The organism is Providencia burhodogranariea DSM 19968, from assembly GCF_000314855.2.
GTDB classification, from domain to species: Bacteria; Pseudomonadota; Gammaproteobacteria; order Enterobacterales; family Enterobacteriaceae; genus Providencia; species Providencia burhodogranariea.
In genome coordinates, this window is sequence record NZ_KB233222.1 from 673,206 (window position 1) to 691,017 (window position 17,812).

The 17,812-nt window shown below is 39.7% G+C and carries 16 protein-coding genes; 12 read left to right on the top strand and 4 right to left on the bottom strand.

Annotated features, from left to right (window positions below):
• Positions 1-21: 21 nt before the first annotated feature.
• From der to rluF, 4 genes are all read left to right on the top strand, one after another.
• Complete coding sequence (gene der / locus OOA_RS02795) at positions 22-1,494, top strand: ribosome biogenesis GTPase Der (protein ID WP_008910609.1); 1,473 nt, start codon at positions 22-24, stop codon at positions 1,492-1,494.
• Positions 1,495-1,716: 222 nt separating this feature from the next.
• The gene (locus tag OOA_RS02800; RefSeq protein WP_040690755.1) at positions 1,717-2,763 is read left to right on the top strand and encodes an ABC transporter substrate-binding protein; all 1,047 of its coding nucleotides are present in this window, start codon (positions 1,717-1,719) and stop codon (positions 2,761-2,763) included.
• A gap of 1 nt (position 2,764) precedes the next feature.
• The gene (locus OOA_RS02805; protein ID WP_008910611.1) at positions 2,765-3,475 is read left to right on the top strand and encodes a substrate-binding domain-containing protein; all 711 of its coding nucleotides are present in this window, start codon (positions 2,765-2,767) and stop codon (positions 3,473-3,475) included.
• A gap of 323 nt (positions 3,476-3,798) precedes the next feature.
• Positions 3,799-4,674, top strand: a complete 876-nt coding sequence (rluF, locus tag OOA_RS02810; RefSeq protein ID WP_008910612.1) for a 23S rRNA pseudouridine(2604) synthase RluF — start codon at positions 3,799-3,801, stop codon at positions 4,672-4,674.
• Between the two features lie 78 nt (positions 4,675-4,752).
• Here the strand turns inward: rluF and OOA_RS02815 are convergent, their stop codons facing one another.
• Both OOA_RS02815 and hemF read right to left on the bottom strand, forming a co-directional pair.
• Entirely contained in the window at positions 4,753-5,901 is a 1,149-nt protein-coding gene (locus tag OOA_RS02815; protein ID WP_008910613.1) for a M4 family metallopeptidase, read from the bottom strand.
• A gap of 145 nt (positions 5,902-6,046) precedes the next feature.
• Complete coding sequence (gene hemF, locus OOA_RS02820; RefSeq protein WP_008910614.1) at positions 6,047-6,964, bottom strand: oxygen-dependent coproporphyrinogen oxidase; 918 nt, start codon at positions 6,962-6,964, stop codon at positions 6,047-6,049.
• Positions 6,965-7,099: 135 nt separating this feature from the next.
• Here hemF and OOA_RS02825 point away from each other — a divergent pair, with 135 nt between their 5' ends.
• The 8 genes from OOA_RS02825 to cysM all read left to right on the top strand — a co-directional run bounded on the left by OOA_RS02825 (position 7,100) and on the right by cysM (position 15,162).
• Positions 7,100-7,531, top strand: coding sequence for a GNAT family acetyltransferase (locus OOA_RS02825; RefSeq protein WP_008910615.1), 432 nt, complete (start codon positions 7,100-7,102; stop codon positions 7,529-7,531).
• A gap of 114 nt (positions 7,532-7,645) precedes the next feature.
• Positions 7,646-8,242 (top strand): RpoE-regulated lipoprotein, encoded by a 597-nt coding sequence (locus tag OOA_RS02830; protein WP_008910616.1) that lies wholly within the window; start codon positions 7,646-7,648, stop codon positions 8,240-8,242.
• A 269-nt stretch (positions 8,243-8,511) separates the two neighbouring features.
• Positions 8,512-9,408, top strand: a complete 897-nt coding sequence (locus tag OOA_RS02835) for a Dyp-type peroxidase (protein ID WP_008910617.1) — start codon at positions 8,512-8,514, stop codon at positions 9,406-9,408.
• 398 nt (positions 9,409-9,806) lie between these two features.
• A complete protein-coding gene (locus tag OOA_RS02840) occupies positions 9,807-10,829 on the top strand; it encodes a sulfate ABC transporter substrate-binding protein (protein ID WP_008910618.1) in 1,023 nt (340 codons plus the stop codon).
• Positions 10,829-11,659, top strand: a complete 831-nt coding sequence (gene cysT, locus OOA_RS02845; protein ID WP_008910619.1) for a sulfate/thiosulfate ABC transporter permease CysT — start codon at positions 10,829-10,831, stop codon at positions 11,657-11,659. Before OOA_RS02840 ends, cysT begins: the two co-directional genes overlap by 1 nt.
• Entirely contained in the window at positions 11,659-12,507 is an 849-nt protein-coding gene (gene cysW / locus OOA_RS02850; protein WP_008910620.1) for a sulfate/thiosulfate ABC transporter permease CysW, read from the top strand. Before cysT ends, cysW begins: the two co-directional genes overlap by 1 nt.
• 12 nt (positions 12,508-12,519) lie before the next feature.
• On the top strand, positions 12,520-13,608 hold the full coding sequence (gene cysA, locus OOA_RS02855; protein WP_008910621.1) for a sulfate/thiosulfate ABC transporter ATP-binding protein CysA: 1,089 nt from the start codon (positions 12,520-12,522) through the stop codon (positions 13,606-13,608).
• A 669-nt stretch (positions 13,609-14,277) separates the two neighbouring features.
• Positions 14,278-15,162 carry a cysteine synthase CysM gene (gene cysM, locus OOA_RS02860; protein ID WP_008910622.1) on the top strand — a complete coding sequence of 295 codons (885 nt, stop codon included), beginning with the start codon at positions 14,278-14,280 and terminating at the stop codon, positions 15,160-15,162.
• 82 nt (positions 15,163-15,244) lie between these two features.
• Here the strand turns inward: cysM and crr are convergent, their stop codons facing one another.
• Together crr and ptsI are read right to left on the bottom strand one after the other, a co-directional pair.
• Positions 15,245-15,754 (bottom strand): PTS glucose transporter subunit IIA, encoded by a 510-nt coding sequence (gene crr / locus OOA_RS02865; protein WP_008910623.1) that lies wholly within the window; start codon positions 15,752-15,754, stop codon positions 15,245-15,247.
• A gap of 307 nt (positions 15,755-16,061) precedes the next feature.
• Positions 16,062-17,789 (bottom strand): phosphoenolpyruvate-protein phosphotransferase PtsI, encoded by a 1,728-nt coding sequence (gene ptsI, locus OOA_RS02870; protein ID WP_008910624.1) that lies wholly within the window; start codon positions 17,787-17,789, stop codon positions 16,062-16,064.
• Positions 17,790-17,812 lie beyond the last annotated feature (23 nt).

Here is a 17,812-nt window from a genome sequence, read left to right on the forward strand (position 1 = left end):
AAAGTTGTGAGGCATCAAATAATGATACCCGTCGTAGCGCTGGTTGGGCGTCCAAACGTAGGAAAATCCACGTTATTTAACCGATTAACCCGTACCCGTGATGCACTGGTAGCGGATTTTCCTGGTCTGACTCGTGATCGTAAATATGGTCGTGCTGAGATTGAAGGGCATGAATTTATTATTATCGACACAGGTGGTATCGATGGTACAGAAGAAGGCGTCGAAACACATATGGCGGCTCAATCTCTGCAAGCCATTGAAGAGGCTGATGTCGTACTGTTTATGGTCGATGCCCGTGCAGGGTTAATGCCTGCTGATGAAGGGATCGCAAAACACTTACGTAGCCGTAAGAAAAAAACCTATCTTGTTGCTAATAAGACCGATGGTATTGATGCAAATACCGTTATCGGTGATTTTTATGCGTTAGGCCTTGGTGAAATTTATTCCATTGCGGCATCACATGGCCGTGGTGTAAGTCAGTTAATCGAACACTCATTAAAACCTTTCATTGAAACCGAAGATGAAGAAATAGAACTGACTGAAGAAGAAGAAAATGCAGCTTATTGGGCAGCACAAGAAGCTGAGAACGAATTTGTCGAAGAAGAAGATGACTTTGACCCAACGACCTTACCAATTAAATTAGCTATTGTTGGTCGTCCGAATGTGGGTAAATCTACACTGACTAACCGAATTCTTGGTGAAGAGCGTGTCATTGTATTTGATATGCCGGGTACGACACGTGACAGTATTTATATCCCGATGGAACGTGATGAGCGTGAATATATCCTGATTGATACCGCAGGGGTACGTAAGCGCGGGAAAGTAACGGAAACCGTTGAGAAATTCTCAGTAATCAAAACACTAAAAGCGATTGAAGATGCTAACGTTGTCTTGTTGGTTATCGATGCGCGTGAAGGTATTTCCGATCAAGATTTGTCACTGTTAGGTTTCATTTTAAATGCAGGTCGCTCACTGGTGATTGCGGTCAACAAATGGGATGGCATGAAGCCTGAAGATCGTGAGCATGTGAAAGATATGCTTGAATTGCGTCTAGGTTTCGTTGATTTTGCGCGTATTCACTTTATTTCAGCACTTCACGGTAGTGGTGTTGGTAACTTATTTGACTCAGTGCAAGAAGCTTATGAGTCAGCAACTCGCCGCGTCGGAACTGCAATGTTAACACGCATCATGAAAATGGCGGAAGATGAGCATCAGCCTCCATTAATTCGTGGTCGTCGTGTGAAAATGAAATATGCGCATGCGGGGGGGCATAACCCACCAATCGTGGTTATTCATGGTAACCAAGTATCTGATTTACCTGATAGCTATAAACGTTATCTGATGAATTATTTCCGTCGTTCTTTAAAAGTGATGGGAACACCAATTCGTATTCAATTCAAAGAGGGTGAAAACCCGTATGCGAATAAGAAAAATCAGTTAACTGCAACTCAGTTGCGTAAACGTAAGCGCTTGATGCAGCATTTGAAAAAATAATCACCTTAATTGGTCTCATGAAGGTCATAAATATTCTTCGTGAAGTTTCGACAAAAGTTGTAGCAATTTAATGAATAGGCTCTTAATAGTTGGATAGCCAATTGTTGGGGCCTTTTTATTTTGAGTAACTTATTCTCAGGGCTACGATTGGTGAATTGATTTGACTCATATAATTAAGTCGATATATATACTAGTATATATCGACTTAATTATATGGTACTTATGATGAAAAAATTATTAACTGGATTGGTTGTTCTTGCACTTTCCTTTACCTGTCAGGCGGAACGCGAATTTACTGATCAACTTGGACGTAAAGTTATTATTGATGATACGGTAGAGAGAGTTGCTGTTCTTCAACATCAAACACTTAACCTTTTAGTTCAAATGGATGCGACAGATAAAATTGTCGGAGTTATGGGTAATTGGCGAGAACAATTAGGAAAAAACTACGAAAGACTCGCGCCTAAATTGACTGGGTTGCCAAATATCGGTGATCTTAAAACAGTCAACTTAGAAAGTTTGGTACAGCTAAAGCCACAGGTGGTGTTTGTAACTAACTATGCCCCTCAAGAGATGATCGACAAAATTACCAATGTAGGTATCCCAGTTGTCGCTATTTCTCTGCAAAAAGATAACGGCAGTAAAGCGAAGAATAATCTGAACCCAGAGCTAGAGGATGAAGAGCAAGCTTATAATGAAGGACTAAAAGAAGGTATTACTCTAATCGGTGATATTGTCAATAAATCAGATAACGCACACAGCCTGATTAAAGAAACGTTTGATAGCAGAGACTTAGTTGCCCAAAGATTAAAGGATATCCCTGAGGATAAAAGAATTAGGGCATACATGGCGAATCCTGAGCTAACCACATATGGTTCTGGTAAATATACCGGTTTAATGATGAAACATGCCGGCGCCATGAATGTTGCAGCGGCAACCATTAAGGGCTATAAACAAGTTTCGCTTGAGCAAGTAATTAGTTGGGATCCTGAAGTTATTTTTATTCAAGATCGTTACCCTAATGTTGTCGATGAAATTAACAATGATCCACGTTGGCAGGTCATTGATGCAGTCAAAAATAAACGAGTTTATTTAATGCCTGAATATGCTAAAGCTTGGGGTTATCCGATGCCTGAAGCGATGGCTATTGGGGAATTATGGATGGCGAAAAAACTATACCCTGAGAAATTTGCGGATATTGATGTTGATACCGCCGCCAATAATTGGTATCAGACGTTTTACCGCGTTCAATATAAAGATAATAAATAAAATGCACATCATGGCTGCGGGTAGTTTACGGGGAGCATTATCGACCATAATCGGTAATTTTATAAACAGTTACGATTATCCCATCACTTGTGAATTTGGCCCTGCCGGATTACTTAGCCAAAAAGTAATTAATGGTGCAGTTTGTGATCTCTTTTTGTCAGCGGATAAATCTCATCCAATGTCAATGCTTGAGCTAGGAATGGCTCAAGTAATTCAACCTTTTATTGGTAATCAACTGGGGATCACAACAACGCCTCAACTCGCAAGACAATATCCAAATTGGCTTCAGCTACTTGGAAGCTCAGAATTAATCATTGGCACATCAACTCCGAAGGATGATCCTTGTGGTGATTATGTCGTGCAACTGTATAAAAAAATTAATCAAGATTACCCTCAATTGGCTGAAAATATTAACTTAAGAACACGTCAGCTTGTTGGGGGGAAAACAACAGCTTCAATTCCCGCCGGTTTACTTGCATCTGAATGGTTAATTAACACGAAACAAGCAGATATTTTTATTGGTTATCATCATTATCATAAAAAAATCGCACAAATTTCACAGCTTGCGACTGTTGTGATCCCTGATGAGTACAACATCAATGCTATTTACTATATGGCACAGCTAAACTCTTCCGCTGAAATTTTTGCGTTGTACCTTATGCAACCAGAATCGAGGGGTATTTTTATTGAAAACGGTTTTATACCATTGTGAATAGCCGCCCATTAATTTAAGTATATATAGCTATCTTGGTGGCGCTAAACACAGCTCACGACTTGATATTATCAATGGTCACGATTAGGTATTATCAAGTGTGAAGTATATTAAGCTAAAACTAACTGGCCTGACTCTGATAGAATAGCGAAAAAATGGGCTTCACATGCCGTTTAACTAAAATATCCAACTTTCTTAAAGCTGCTCATGAAGCTGTTATGGCTTTTCAGTCGCTATTAATTGTTATTTCTGGGTTAATCGATAAGTCTGGATAGACTCACTCATTTATTAACCCCATATTATGCAGATTACAGAGGGTAACCATGCAAATTCAATCTTCTACACGTCTCAACAAATACATTAGTGAGAGTGGTATTTGCTCAAGACGTGATGCGGATCGTTACATTGAACAAGGTAATGTCTTCATTAATGGCAAGCGGGCAGCCATTGGCGATCAAGTATTTAGTGGTGATGTTGTTAAAGTTAATGGACAACTTATCGAGCCAAGAAATGAAGATGATTTAGTGTTAATTGCACTGAATAAACCCGTGGGTATTGTTAGTACAACGGAAAGCGGCGAAAAAGACAATATTGTTGATTACGTCAATCATAGCAAGCGTGTTTTCCCTATTGGTCGACTGGATAAAGATTCACAAGGTTTGATTTTTCTTACTAACCACGGGGATTTAGTGAATAAAATCTTACGTGCTGGTAATGATCATGAAAAAGAGTATTTGGTCACAGTGAATAAACCTGTTACGGATGATTTTATTCGTGGTATGGGAGCTGGTGTACCAATACTGGGCACGATGACTAAAAAATGTAAGGTGAAAAAAGAAGCACCTTTTGTCTTTCGTATCACATTAGTGCAAGGTTTAAACCGTCAAATTCGTCGTATGTGTGAACATTTTGGTTTTGAAGTCACTAAGCTAGAACGTGTTCGTATTATGAATGTGGGTCTTTCCGGTATTCCACTGGGAGAATGGCGTGATTTGACTGATGATGAGCTAATTAAGTTATTTGATATGATTGAAAAGTCAGAGTCTGATGTTAAACCAAAAAAAGCATCAAAACCAAAAACAGCAACAGCGGCGAAAAGTAGCCATAAGCCCACGACGGCAAATAAACCAAAAGCCAATACAGACACTTCATCTCGCAAGCGCTTTACGGAACCTGGTCGTAAAAAGAAAAAACGTTAGTTTAAACAAGTGATTTTTTATATGAATGTCAGCCGTATCTTATGGCTGACAAGTTATGATATTTCTAATATAAAAAACTTAAACGTTGATACCTACATCTTGCCAACTTTTACGTGTTAGTTCTGAAATTCTAGAACCAAATTCATCGTTAGCGACTTGAACAGTCACCTCTGCAAACTCATTAAAATTTGTATTATATTTGATGTCTGAATGATACATGGTTGCTACCCAAATTTTACCCGCGATATCCCATGAGTACCCACCTAATTCGGTGGCAAGTAGATAGAATGCTTTGTTTGGGATCCCCGAATTAATGTGTACACCTCCGTTATCTTGATTACTCGTTAAATTAACGTAATCACGCATATGTCCGACTTGTCTGTCGTAATTAGAGTCTGAAAAACGATATGCTGAGCCGGGATCAGACATAGAACGTAAAGCGCGTGCAGCCGTTTTATCAAGGAAAATGTTTTCAGCAAGTAGCCAATTTGATTGTAATGAAGTCTCATTAGAGACATATTGTTTGATCATCATACCAATTACATCTGCAACTGACTCATTGAGTGCACCTGATTGAAATAAATAATCAAAATCACTCGTAAAGGTAATAAAACCATGGGTTAGTTCATGCGCAATGATATCAATATCATTATAAAATTCACCGAAATTAACTCGGTCGCCATCACCAAAAAATATCGCCTGTGAATTCCAAAATGCATTAGCGTAATCTTTTCTAAAGTGGATGACTGCATTTAGCTGCGAATCACAACCAAACATCTTATCAATCCCCAATACGTCTTTATAAAACGTACGAATACTACCAATGGCATCATAAACAAGTTGTGCGGCTTTAGAAGGCGCGGATTGGTCACCTTCTATCATGATAACTTGATAATCTTCATGTGGCATATGACGTTCGTAGGGTTTAGGCGGCTTTGTATCAAGTGAAACATCTGAATGAGAGCAGATTGGCATTTCGGAATGGTAGTGCCAGTATAATTCATCTTTTTGCTTGGCATCTCGGATAATTCTCTCATAGTTACTGCCGGGTTTTGCTGATTGAGTAAATAAATTTTTCAGAGTGTTAGCATCGTCTTTAGAGTAACTATGACTCATAAGCTCATCGATATGCAGTCGTGTAGATTGCAATCTTGGAGATTGAGATTGTTGATAGAAATTATCAACCAAGTACGGAGGTAAAAATGAACGACCAAGAATTTTACTCATAAATAGACTCCATTTCGTTTGTGGAAATGGAATCATATGACACAACAGTTACGATGTAATAACTTGATAATTATTAAAAATAACTATTTTTTATCAGTTAAATAGCCAATAGATATCGCAATTTTTTTAATGGTAGATTCTACCGCTATTTGCTTAGCCAATCTTTTTTATGGACCAAAAAATCTGTGTATAATTTTGCTTCGGCACTGCCCGGCTCAGGATGGTAGTCATATTCCCAACGCACTAAAGGTGGCATCGACATTAAAATAGACTCGGTTCGCCCACCACTTTGTAAACCAAAAAGAGTGCCTCTATCCCAAACTAAATTAAATTCCACATATCGACCTCGTCGATAAAGTTGAAATTGGCGTTCTCTTTCACCCCATGAATGATGATGGCGTTTTTCAACAATAGGAATATAAGCATCAAGAAAGCCTTTTCCTACGTCTTGTGTGAAATTGAAGCAAGATTCGAAGTCTGGCTGATTTAGGTCATCATAAAATAGCCCACCGATACCTCGCGGTTCATTGCGATGCTTTAAGAAAAAGTAATCATCACACCAATCTTTATATTTAGCATAAGTATCTGAACCATATGGCATGCAGAGCTCTTTAGCAACGGTATGCCAGTGAACCATATCTTCTTCAAACCCGTAATAGGGCGTTAAGTCAAAACCACCACCAAACCACCAAACAGGTTCATGGCCTTCTTTTTCGGCAATAAAAAATCGAACATTAGCATGTGAAGTGGGGATATAAGGGTTAAGAGGGTGGATCACGAGTGATACGCCCATCGCTTGGTAGCTACGACCAGCTAATTCTGGACGGTGTGCGGTTGCTGAACTTGGAAGTTGCGCACCTTGAATATGTGAAAAGTTAACACCAGCTTGCTCAAAAATAGCTCCTTGAGCTAATACGCGGCTGCGGCCACCACCACCTTCTGCACGTTCCCATGTTTGTTCAAGGAAGGTTTCCTTACCATCTAGTTCAGTGATTTTTTTGCAAATAGTCTCTTGTAAGCCGAGTAAAAAGGCTTTAACTCGACAGATATCTGGGTAATTCATTGTTTTCCAATAGGACAGTCGGTAAAAAAAGTGAACAAAGTATACCCCGTTGAGCTAAAAAAGGCATATTCAATATTGATTGTGCTTAAAAAGCAGTGATAATGGCATAAAGCTCAGTTAAAACGGGTCATTGTTATGGAAATACGAATCTTCCGCCAAAGTGATTTTGAGGAAGTTATTACATTGTGGGAACGTTGTGATTTAAACGAGTTTGGAGGGGATCCTGAACTTGATATAGAACGTAAACTTCAGTGTGGTGCTGATCTTTTTCTTGTTGCTGAAGTGGCAGGAGAGGTCGTTGGAACAGTTATGGGGGGTTATGATGGGATCAGAGGAACTGCGTGTTATCTTGCAGTCCATCCAGAATATCGTGGCCGAGGTATTGCGAATGCACTCGTGAGCCGACTAGAAAAAAAATTACGAGCCAGAGGCTGTGGCCGAATTGAACTTTTAGTGAGCGAAGAGTCTGATGCCGCTATTTGTATGTTTGAAAAAATGTTGTATGAAGAAGAGCAACCGGTACGGCTAATTTATGCTAAAAATCTGGCAAACGATTTGGATTTTTAAGTCTGTTGCATGTTTATTTAGGTCTCGGCTGGAATGTTTCAGAGAATAGGTTGTCACACTGATGTCTGTTAATTTTCACTAAAAGAACAAGCACATTAAAAAACCGAGGATGATATGCCGAAAAGTGCAATGATGAAGGTCTCTCAGATAGCCACATTAAGTGGTGTGCTGCTGCTGTCTGGTTGCGCAGGCTCAGGGAGTTTTTGGTCTACTCTTTCACCAATGAATTGGTTTGGTAGTTCGATAATAGCTAAAGCAACAGGTGTTGGTGGGATCACTAGCCTCACTCCCATGAAAGCGGATACCATTAAAGAACAGCTAGATAACCGATATACAATACGCAGCGGGATGCAAACTGAACAAGGTGAAATAGTGACTGTATTTCAAGGCATTAATGATAACGAAGTAAAAATCGAAGTCATTGGTCCTGAGAATGGCAACGTGTCACGTATTATTGTTAGTGATCCTAAAATTGCTACTGAATGGGGAACTAAAATAGGTTCACAATTTAGTGATATTTATGAGAAAGCATTTGGTTCTTGTAAATTGGGTGAATTAGTTAAGGATCAACCAACCGTCGAATGTGTTGCACCAGAAAGCTCAAATATCATCTACAGTTTTAATGGAAAATGGCAAGGGCCAGAAGGGTTGATGCCACCTGACGATGAATTAAAAAGCTGGGAAGTTTCACAGATTATCTGGAAAAAGTAATTCAGCCTTATTAGTTATGTGCTTAATATTGTAAATAAAGCCCGATAGGCAGCTTACCGCGCTATTTTTATCAGTGAGCGCCGTAACACCCCGTCCTTTTGAAGTGACCCCTTCAATTTAGACTAAAAGAGTCCAACTTTATGGGGGCACTTCACTTTAGGGAGGGGAATAGTCAAGGAGTCTTGCGTTAAAACAAGATGTAAATAGCCAGTAATGAGATATTATAATCAGATGTTTATAAAATAAATTATTTAAAGAGGTTGATTAAGATGTCTCATTCACAGAGCGGTATTATGAAAGATCATAGCCGTTTCGGTATTTTCATTGAAGCAATGGTACAAGGTTCGTTGGAAGATGTTAAAGCGGGATGCCAGCGATTCGTTGATGCTCTAACGCATTTACAAGAACAATATTCAGCGGATCGTCTAGGTGCTGTTATTGCATTTGGTTCTGATGTTTGGAAGCAATTATCATCCACTGAAAGTGCCCCAGAGTTGAAACCATTTCGCCCTTTAGGCAAAGGGCTTGCACCAGCAACCCAAAGAGATTTATTTATTCATATCCAGTCTCAGCGTCATGATATTAACTTTTCACTAGCGCAAGCGGCACTGAAAGCCTTTGGCTCATCAATTAAAGTGGAAGAAGAAATTCACGGCTTCCGTTGGGTTGAGGAGCGTGATTTAAGCGGCTTTATTGATGGTACAGAGAACCCTCAAGGGGAAGAAATCCCAGAAGTCGCACTGATTGCAGATGGCATTGATATGGGCGGAAGCTATATTCTCGTTCAGCGTTATGAACATAGTTTGAATAAGTGGGATCGTTTTTCTGAGCAAGAACAGGAAAAAATGATTGGTCGCACAAAGAAAGATAGCGTTGAGCTAGATGAAAGTGAACGTAATGTCACTTCGCATGTTTCCCGTGTTGTGGTTGAAGAAAATGGCGAAGAGCTATCAATTATGCGTCATAGCTTGCCTTATGGTACTGCAAGTGGGAAACATGGCTTATTCTTCCTTGCTTATTGTGCTCGCTTGCATAATATCGAACAACAACTTCTTAGCATGTTTGGCGAGAAAGATGGCAAATATGATGATCTTCTACGTATGACAAAAGCGGTGACGGGTAGTTATTATTTCGCTCCTTCTATCGACACTTTACTCTCTTTATAAAAATTCCTAATTGCTGCTGCATGGAAGCGGTAGCCTATTTCTCCATTAATTGTTCATTCTCCTCATACTTCAAATTACCTTTTATATACTGCCAACAAATGGCTAACCATCATCGATATGAACTCGTCCATTTCTCATTTATTGGAGGGTATTTAAACTAAATCATTTATAAAACGAATGATTATTGGTTATATACCGACCATTTCTTGTTGGTCATGAATTGAACTCATGCAGGCAACTCATTGATAATCTATTGATGTTTTCCACTTATCGCGATAGTTTCTTGATTATATTAATTTGATATATCAAATGGCGATTGATAACTACACAGTTATAATCAAAGCAGATAAAGTAACTTCATTGAGTGGAGTTTTGGTTTAGTAACGAATAGGTGCCTAATGAAGAAAATATTTATAAAGAAAACGGCTTTAGCGAGTATCGCAACATTTTCGCTTTTTGGTAGCGCGCCATTAGTTGCAGCTGAATTACTCAACAGTTCTTATGATATTGCGCGAGAACTTTTTGTTGAACTGAATCCACAATTTGAAAAACAGTGGAATGAGCAACATCCAGATGACAAATTGACGATCAAGCAATCGCACGCAGGGTCATCAAAACAAGCCTTAGCTATCTTACAGGGATTGAAGGCGGATGTAGTGACTTATAACCAAGTTACAGATGTACAAATCTTACATGATAAAGGCAACTTGATCCCAGAAAATTGGCAATCACGTTTACCTAACAATAGTTCACCTTATTACTCCACCATGGCGTTTTTAGTCCGTAAAGATAATCCTAAAGGCATCAAAACCTGGGATGATTTATCTCGTGAAGATGTGAAATTAATTTTTCCTAACCCAAAAACATCGGGTAACGGCCGTTATACCTATTTAGCAGCGTGGGGAGCTTACGCACAAGAAAACAAAGGTGATGAAAAGAAAACTCACGAACAAATGAAACAATTTTTGAAAAACGTAGAGGTTTTTGACACCGGAGGTCGTGGTGCAACAACTTCATTTATTGAAAGAGGATTAGGTGATGTCCTGATCAGTTTTGAATCTGAAGTTAATAATATTCGCCACCAATATGGTGAGTCAGAATACGAAGTGATTGTACCTCCGGTCGATATTTTGGCTGAGTTTCCTGTTACGTGGGTAGATAAAAACGTACAAAAAAACGGTACTGAAGATGTGGCGAAAGCTTACCTTAATTACCTCTACAGCCCAAAAGCACAAGAAATTATTACTAGCTTTAATTATCGCGTAAACGATAAAAATGTGATGGCGGCAAATAAAGCTAAGTTTCCTGAAACGCGTTTATTTACCGTTGAATCTCAGTTTGGGAGCTGGCCAAAAGTTATGGAAACTCATTTTGCAACGAATGGTCAATTTGACAAGTTAATGGAAGAAGGTCGCCGTTAATGCGCAAGTCAGGGAAGCGTTTTCTGCCGGGATTTGGCCTAACGCTAGGTAGCAGCTTGTTTTATACCTGTTTGATCTTGCTACTACCTTTGAGTGCGTTAGTTATTCAATTGTCTGAGATGACATGGCAGCAATATTGGGCTGTGATCAGCTATCCACAAGTTGTTGCAGCTTACAAGGTGACACTGCTCGCAGCGTTGGTTGCAAGCTTGTTTAATGCAGTGTTTGGTATGTTACTCGCTTGGATTATAACGCGTTATCGTTTTCCTGGCCGTGCTTTTTTAGATGGGCTTGTTGATCTGCCTTTTGCTTTACCTACTGCCGTCGCAGGCTTAACCCTTGCAACATTGTTTGCTGCATCAGGTTGGTATGGTCAATATTTGCACCAATATGATATTAAAGTCGTGAATACTTGGATTGGTATTGCTGTTGCGATGGCTTTTACGAGTATTCCATTCGTTGTTAGAACGGTTCAGCCTGTATTGGAAGAGCTGGGCCCTGAATATGAAGAGGCGGCACAAACTTTAGGCGCTAGTCGTTGGCAAACATTTCGTCGTGTTGTATTGCCTGAGGTTTCGCCAGCACTACTGGCAGGTACGGTGCTTTCTTTTACGAGAAGCTTGGGGGAGTTCGGCGCCATTATCTTTATTGCCGGTAATATTGCATGGCAAACAGAAGTCGTCTCATTAATGATTTTCAGTCAACTCCAGCAATTTGACTATCCTGCTGCGAGTGCAATTGCTTCTGTTATCTTAGCGGCTTCTTTATTGCTGTTATTTAGTGTCAATATTGTGCAAAGCCGTTTTGGCAAAAGATTGGGAGGTAAATAATGGCTCAGATTACGCCAATCACTGAAACCTCACGTTTGCCAATCAATTGGGCTAAATGGTTCCTTATTGCGACAGGGCTTTTGTTATCAGTGGCATTGTTAGTTATTCCTATCATTTGGATATTTATGACGGCATTTTCGAAGGGATTAGATGCCGTTCTGATGAATTTAAATAATTCAGATATGCTGCATGCCATTGGTCTAACGGTGTTGATTGCGTTGATAACGGTTCCTGTAAATTTAATTTTCGGCACCATGCTAGCATGGTTAGTCACTCGCTTTCAGTTTCCGGGTAGGCAGTTGTTATTAACGCTGGTGGATATTCCTTTTGCAGTATCGCCAGTGGTTGCAGGTTTACTTTATCTACTTTTTTATGGTTCTAACAGCTGGTTTGGTGGCTGGTTAGAAGGTTTTGATATCCAACTGATGTTCTCATGGCCGGGAATGGCTTTAGTGACTATTTTTGTGACTTGCCCGTTTGTTGTTAGGGAATTAGTGCCACTGATGTTGAGTCAAGGAAGTCAAGAAGATGAGGCTGCTGTGTTACTTGGTGCATCAGGTTGGAAAATGTTTTGGCATGTGACGCTACCAAATATTCGCTGGGCACTGCTTTATGGTGTTGTTTTGACCAATGCACGAGCAATTGGGGAGTTTGGTGCCGTTTCTGTTGTTTCAGGTTCGATTCGTGGCGAAACTTACACCTTGCCACTTCAAGTTGAGCTTTTATATCAAGATTACAATACGGTGGGGGCGTTTACCGCTGCCGCCATTCTTGCTGTGATGGCAATTATCACTTTAATTATCAAAAGTGCATTGCAATGGCATCTGAGTCGACAGCAATCCGAATAGGAGTTAATGACTATGAGTATTCAAATCGAAAAAATCGGAAAGTTATTTGGTGGGACGCAGGTGCTAAAGGATATTTCATTAGATATTACATCCGGTGAAATGGTTGCATTGCTTGGGCCATCCGGCTCGGGGAAAACGACGCTATTACGGATTATTGCGGGTTTAGAACATCATAGCCATGGATCGTTACGCTTTCATGGGCAGGATGTTAGCCGAACCCACGCTAAAGATCGGCGTGTTGGCTTCGTTTTCCAACATTACGCATTATTTCGTCATATGACGGTATTTGATAATATCGCTTTTGGATTAACGGTTATCCCAAGAAAAGATCGCCCATCATCACAAGCTATTAAGCAAAAAGTAATGCAGTTACTGGAAATGGTGCAATTGTCTCATTTGGCATCTCGCTTTCCATCCCAACTTTCTGGTGGGCAGAAGCAACGTGTTGCACTGGCACGCGCACTCGCCGTTGAGCCTCAAATTTTATTATTGGATGAGCCATTTGGTGCTTTAGATGCACAAGTTCGTATTGAATTACGCCGTTGGTTACGTCAACTTCATGAAGAATTGAAATTTACCAGTGTATTCGTGACTCATGATCAAGAAGAAGCGATGGAAGTGGCGGATAGAATTGTTGTCATGAGCCAAGGTCATGTTGAGCAAGTGGGGACACCGGATGATATTTGGCAGCGTCCCGAAACGCGTTTTGTATTAGAGTTTATGGGGGAGGTTAATCAGCTTCACGGCCAAATTAAAGGGGCTCAATTGCATATCGATGGCTATGATTTTCCTTTACATCATACGAGTGCTCATCAAGGTGAAGTGGATGTTTTCCTACGCCCATGGGATATCACTTTATCAAAAGAAGCTGACGAGCAGCATCGCCTACCTGTTCGAGTGATTGAGTCAGGGCCAAGAGGTCATTTTTGGCAATTAACGGCTCAGCCTATCGGTTGGGGAAATGACCTGCTTTCTATAGTTTGGCAATCATCTAAAGCTATTCCTGTTCGTGGTGAAAGTTACTTTCTGGGTAGCCAGCAAGCTAAAATTTACCAAGGTGAAAATGAATTATTCTTTCCTCAATTAGCCCAAAGTGCTTAAATTTAGCGCATTTTTGATTGCGCCAGTGGAACATACTCTATTGGCGTAATTCCTTCAGTGATACTCAAAATACGTCTGGTAACATATCTAGGCTAATTCGCTCTTTTCAATGCTATTGAGTAATCGTTAATAAGTTAACTAATAACGTTTCTAACTCCATTTTTCTACAAATTGTATCGTGAAAAGTTAGGCATTGTTGAGCATCTTAATGATGAAAAATTAACAATAATGATAGTAGCATGTAGTGTGACATGTCACGTTTTGTGGTGATAAGGTATTTTGAATACTTAATATTTTCACTATAAAACGTACTATATTTATTTATTTTCAAGGTATTATATTTTTAGCCTCGTAGTCCATCAATTTACTTCTCAATTAAATGATTATAGATATATGCAAATTACAATTATGTAACTCAGCATTTTCTTTAGCGTCATGCTACAAATATAATTCCTCGAAATACCTTATCAGTATTGATTAATATGTATTAAATCTTTCCTAAAGAGTGAATAGAATTTCGCTATATCGATTATAGTAATAAGCTAAACCAGAATTATTAATTACTGAAATATAAGTGAATTTTTTTCATGCTGGTAATTTATATGTGTTGGGATACTATCTATATCTATAATAATGTCGATTATAGATAAATAGAATAAGGAATAGAGAGTGGCAACTCTGGAACAGTTTATTGGTAATACTCCACTAGTTAAACTTCAGCGTTTAACACAAGGTATTGATGCTGAGATTTGGGTAAAACTAGAGGGTAATAACCCAGCGGGTTCGATCAAAGATAGAGCTGTTTATTCAATGATCACAGAGGCTGAAAAACGCGAAGAGATAAAGCAGGGTGATACGTTAATTGAAGCAACAAGTGGTAATACGGGTATCGCTTTATCAATGATAGCAGCAGTTAAAGGTTATCACTTAAAACTATTAATGCCTGACAATATGAGTAAAGAACGTCAAGCATCTATGAAAGCCTATGGCGCCGAACTTATTTTAGTTGGGCCTTCAGTCGGCATGGAAGGCGCTCGTGATCTTGCTAAAGAAATGGAAGCTCGTGGAGAAGGGAAAGTACTCGACCAATTTAATAATCCAGACAATCCGCTCGCGCATTTCAAGACAACAGGGCCTGAAATTTGGCAACAAACTCATGGACGTATCACCCACTTTGTTTCTAGTATGGGGACGACCGGAACAATTACAGGTGTGAGCCGTTATTTAAAATCTCAATCGAAAGATGTACAGATTATTGGCTTGCAGCCCGCAGAAAAAAGCCAAATTCCGGGGATTCGCCGCTGGTCACCAAACTACCTGCCGGGGATCTTCAATAAAGAATTAGTTGATAGTGTATTAGATGTTGATCAACAAGAAGCTGAAAACACGATGAGAGCACTTGCTAAGCAAGAGGGAATATTTTGTGGTGTTAGCTCCGGTGGTGCTGTTGCAGGGGCATTGAGGATTGCTAAAGCTAATCCGGGTGCTATGATTGTTGCCATTATGTGTGATAGAGGCGACCGCTATCTTTCCACTGGTGTATTTGATGTCTAAATGAATAACAATATAAAAAACCACCAGATGTTTTTTCAACTCATCTGATGGTTTTGTTGTTCGTTTTTAAAAAACGATGATACTACTTTTTGATTCGCATAATGACGGTTTCACCAACTGTCACTGAGCCGCTTAATTTAGTCAGTTCTTTAATTTCATCCATGTTAGAAATAACAACCGGAGTTAAAACTGATTTTGCTTTTTCTTCAAGTAGTGCAAGGTCAAACTCAATAATGAGATCACCTTTTTTAACTGACTGGCCTTCTTCCGCGATGCGTTTAAAGCCTTCGCCTTTTAGCTCTACAGTGTCAATACCAAAGTGAACAAATAGCTCAATACCATCATCAGACTCAATTGAAAATGCATGATTGGTTTCAAAAATTTTGCCAATAGTTCCATCTACTGGAGCGACAATTTTATTACCCGCAGGTTTGATAGCAATACCGTCACCAACAATTTTCTCGGCGAAAACAACGTCGGGAACATCTTCAATATTGACGATTTCACCTGATAAAGGTGCGATAATTTCAATACTTCCACTGCTATTTTTGTCATCCGAAACTAGTGATTTTAGTTTGTCAAACAGACCCATGGACCTTCTCCTAATCGTTTATATGGGACCGAACTAATGTGCTTTTCCTCGGGGCTATTGATCATTGCTGCTTATTTTCACTGAGCCAAATGGCTAAAATAATAGCAATTTTATTATGTTAGGTGCAAAGGTGATTAAAAAATCACCGTAAACCTAAACTGAAAATAAAAGCGCCCTTTGGGTTCGATTAAACGTGATTTTCGCTGTGTTGAGTGGCTCTTGCCTAGTTCACTAGACGGAGAACCACTCGCCTTACTCAAAAGACTTTTAATTCGAATAAAAACAGACCTTCAAAGTCCAACAACCCTTAGCATAACGTTTTTTCTTGAATAAAGGTATCAACAAGTTTCATCAATTCGTCAGCGGTTGGTTGCGCAAGTGCTTGCTCAGCCAATGCTTGGGTATCTGCAAAGTTCGCATTACGAATTAATTTCTTGATACGAGGGATCGAAATTGCGCTCATGCTAAATTCGTCTAACCCCATGCCAAGTAATAATAGGGTTGCACGCTCATCACCTGCTAATTCACCACACATTCCAGTCCATTTACCTTCCGCGTGTGATGCATCAATAACCTGTTTAATTAGGTTGAGGACAGCAGGTGACATTGGGTTATAGAGGTGCGAAATAAGCTCATTACCACGGTCAACAGCTAGCGTATACTGAGTGAGATCGTTTGTCCCAATGCTGAAAAAGTCAACTTCTTTTGCTAAATGATGAGCAATGACGGCAGCAGCAGGTGTTTCTACCATGACACCAACTTCAATTGATTCATCAAATGCTTTGCCTTCTTCACGTAATTGAGCTTTTAATATCTCAAGTTCTGCTTTCAGCTCTCGAACTTCCTCAACGGAAATAATCATCGGGAACATAATACGCAGTTTACCAAAACTTGAGGCTCTTAAAATAGCTCTTAATTGAGAATGTAAAATTTCTTTGCGGTCAAGGCAAATACGAATTGCACGCCAGCCTAAGAATGGGTTCTCTTCTTTTGGCAGATTCATGTATGGCAGGTCTTTATCACCACCGATATCCATAGTTCGCACAATGACTGCTTGGCTACCCATCGCTTCAGCAACTGCTTTATAAGCTTGGAATTGCTCTTCTTCAGTTGGCAGTGAGTCCCTATCCATAAATAGGAATTCAGTGCGGTATAAGCCAACGCCTTCAGCACCATTACGCTCAGCACCAGCCACATCGCGAACAGTACCAATGTTTGCACAGACTTCAACTTGATGACCATCAAGTGTGATTGCTGGTAAATCTTTTAATTTAGCCAGCTCAATTTGCTCTTGGTGATATTCTTCGTTGAATTTTTTCAGTGTGTCGATTTCAGTATCTGATGGATTTAAGTAAATTTTGTTGTTTACACCATCAAGAATAATGTAATCGCCATTTTTAATTTGGCTAGTCGCATCGGTCGTACCGACAATAGCAGGAAGCTCAAGTGAGCGAGCCATGATGGACGTATGTGATGTACGACCACCTAAATCAGTAATAAAACCTAAAACTTTATCAAGGTTTAGCTGCGCTGTTTCTGATGGAGTCAGGTCAGCTGCAACGAGAATAACTTCTTTGTCGATGGCACTTAAATCAACAATTGGCATACCTAGAATGTTTTTTAACAGACGTTTACCAATATCACGTACGTCTGCGGCACGCTCTTTTAAGTATTCATCATCAAGCGCTTCAAGGGCTTGAGCTTGGTCTTCAATGACAGAGTAAACTGCGGCATCTGCTGTTTTTTTGTCGCCCTTGATCAGTGCATAAATTTCTTGCTCAAGTTCTTCATCTTCCAACAGCATAATATGGCCTTCAAAAATCTCAGCTTTTTCCGCACCAAGATTTTTTTCGGCTTTCTCTTTTATGAGGGTGAGTTGTTCGGCTGATTTGTTACGCCCCTCAATAAAATGTTGAATCTCGGTTTCTATCTGGTCGTCAGCGATTTTTTTTGTGCTAACAATGATAGGATCTTCCTTGAGGAGTAAAGCCTGACCAAAAGCAAAACCTGGGGATACTAAAATTCCTGAAATCATAAAATTACCTTACTACTACGGCG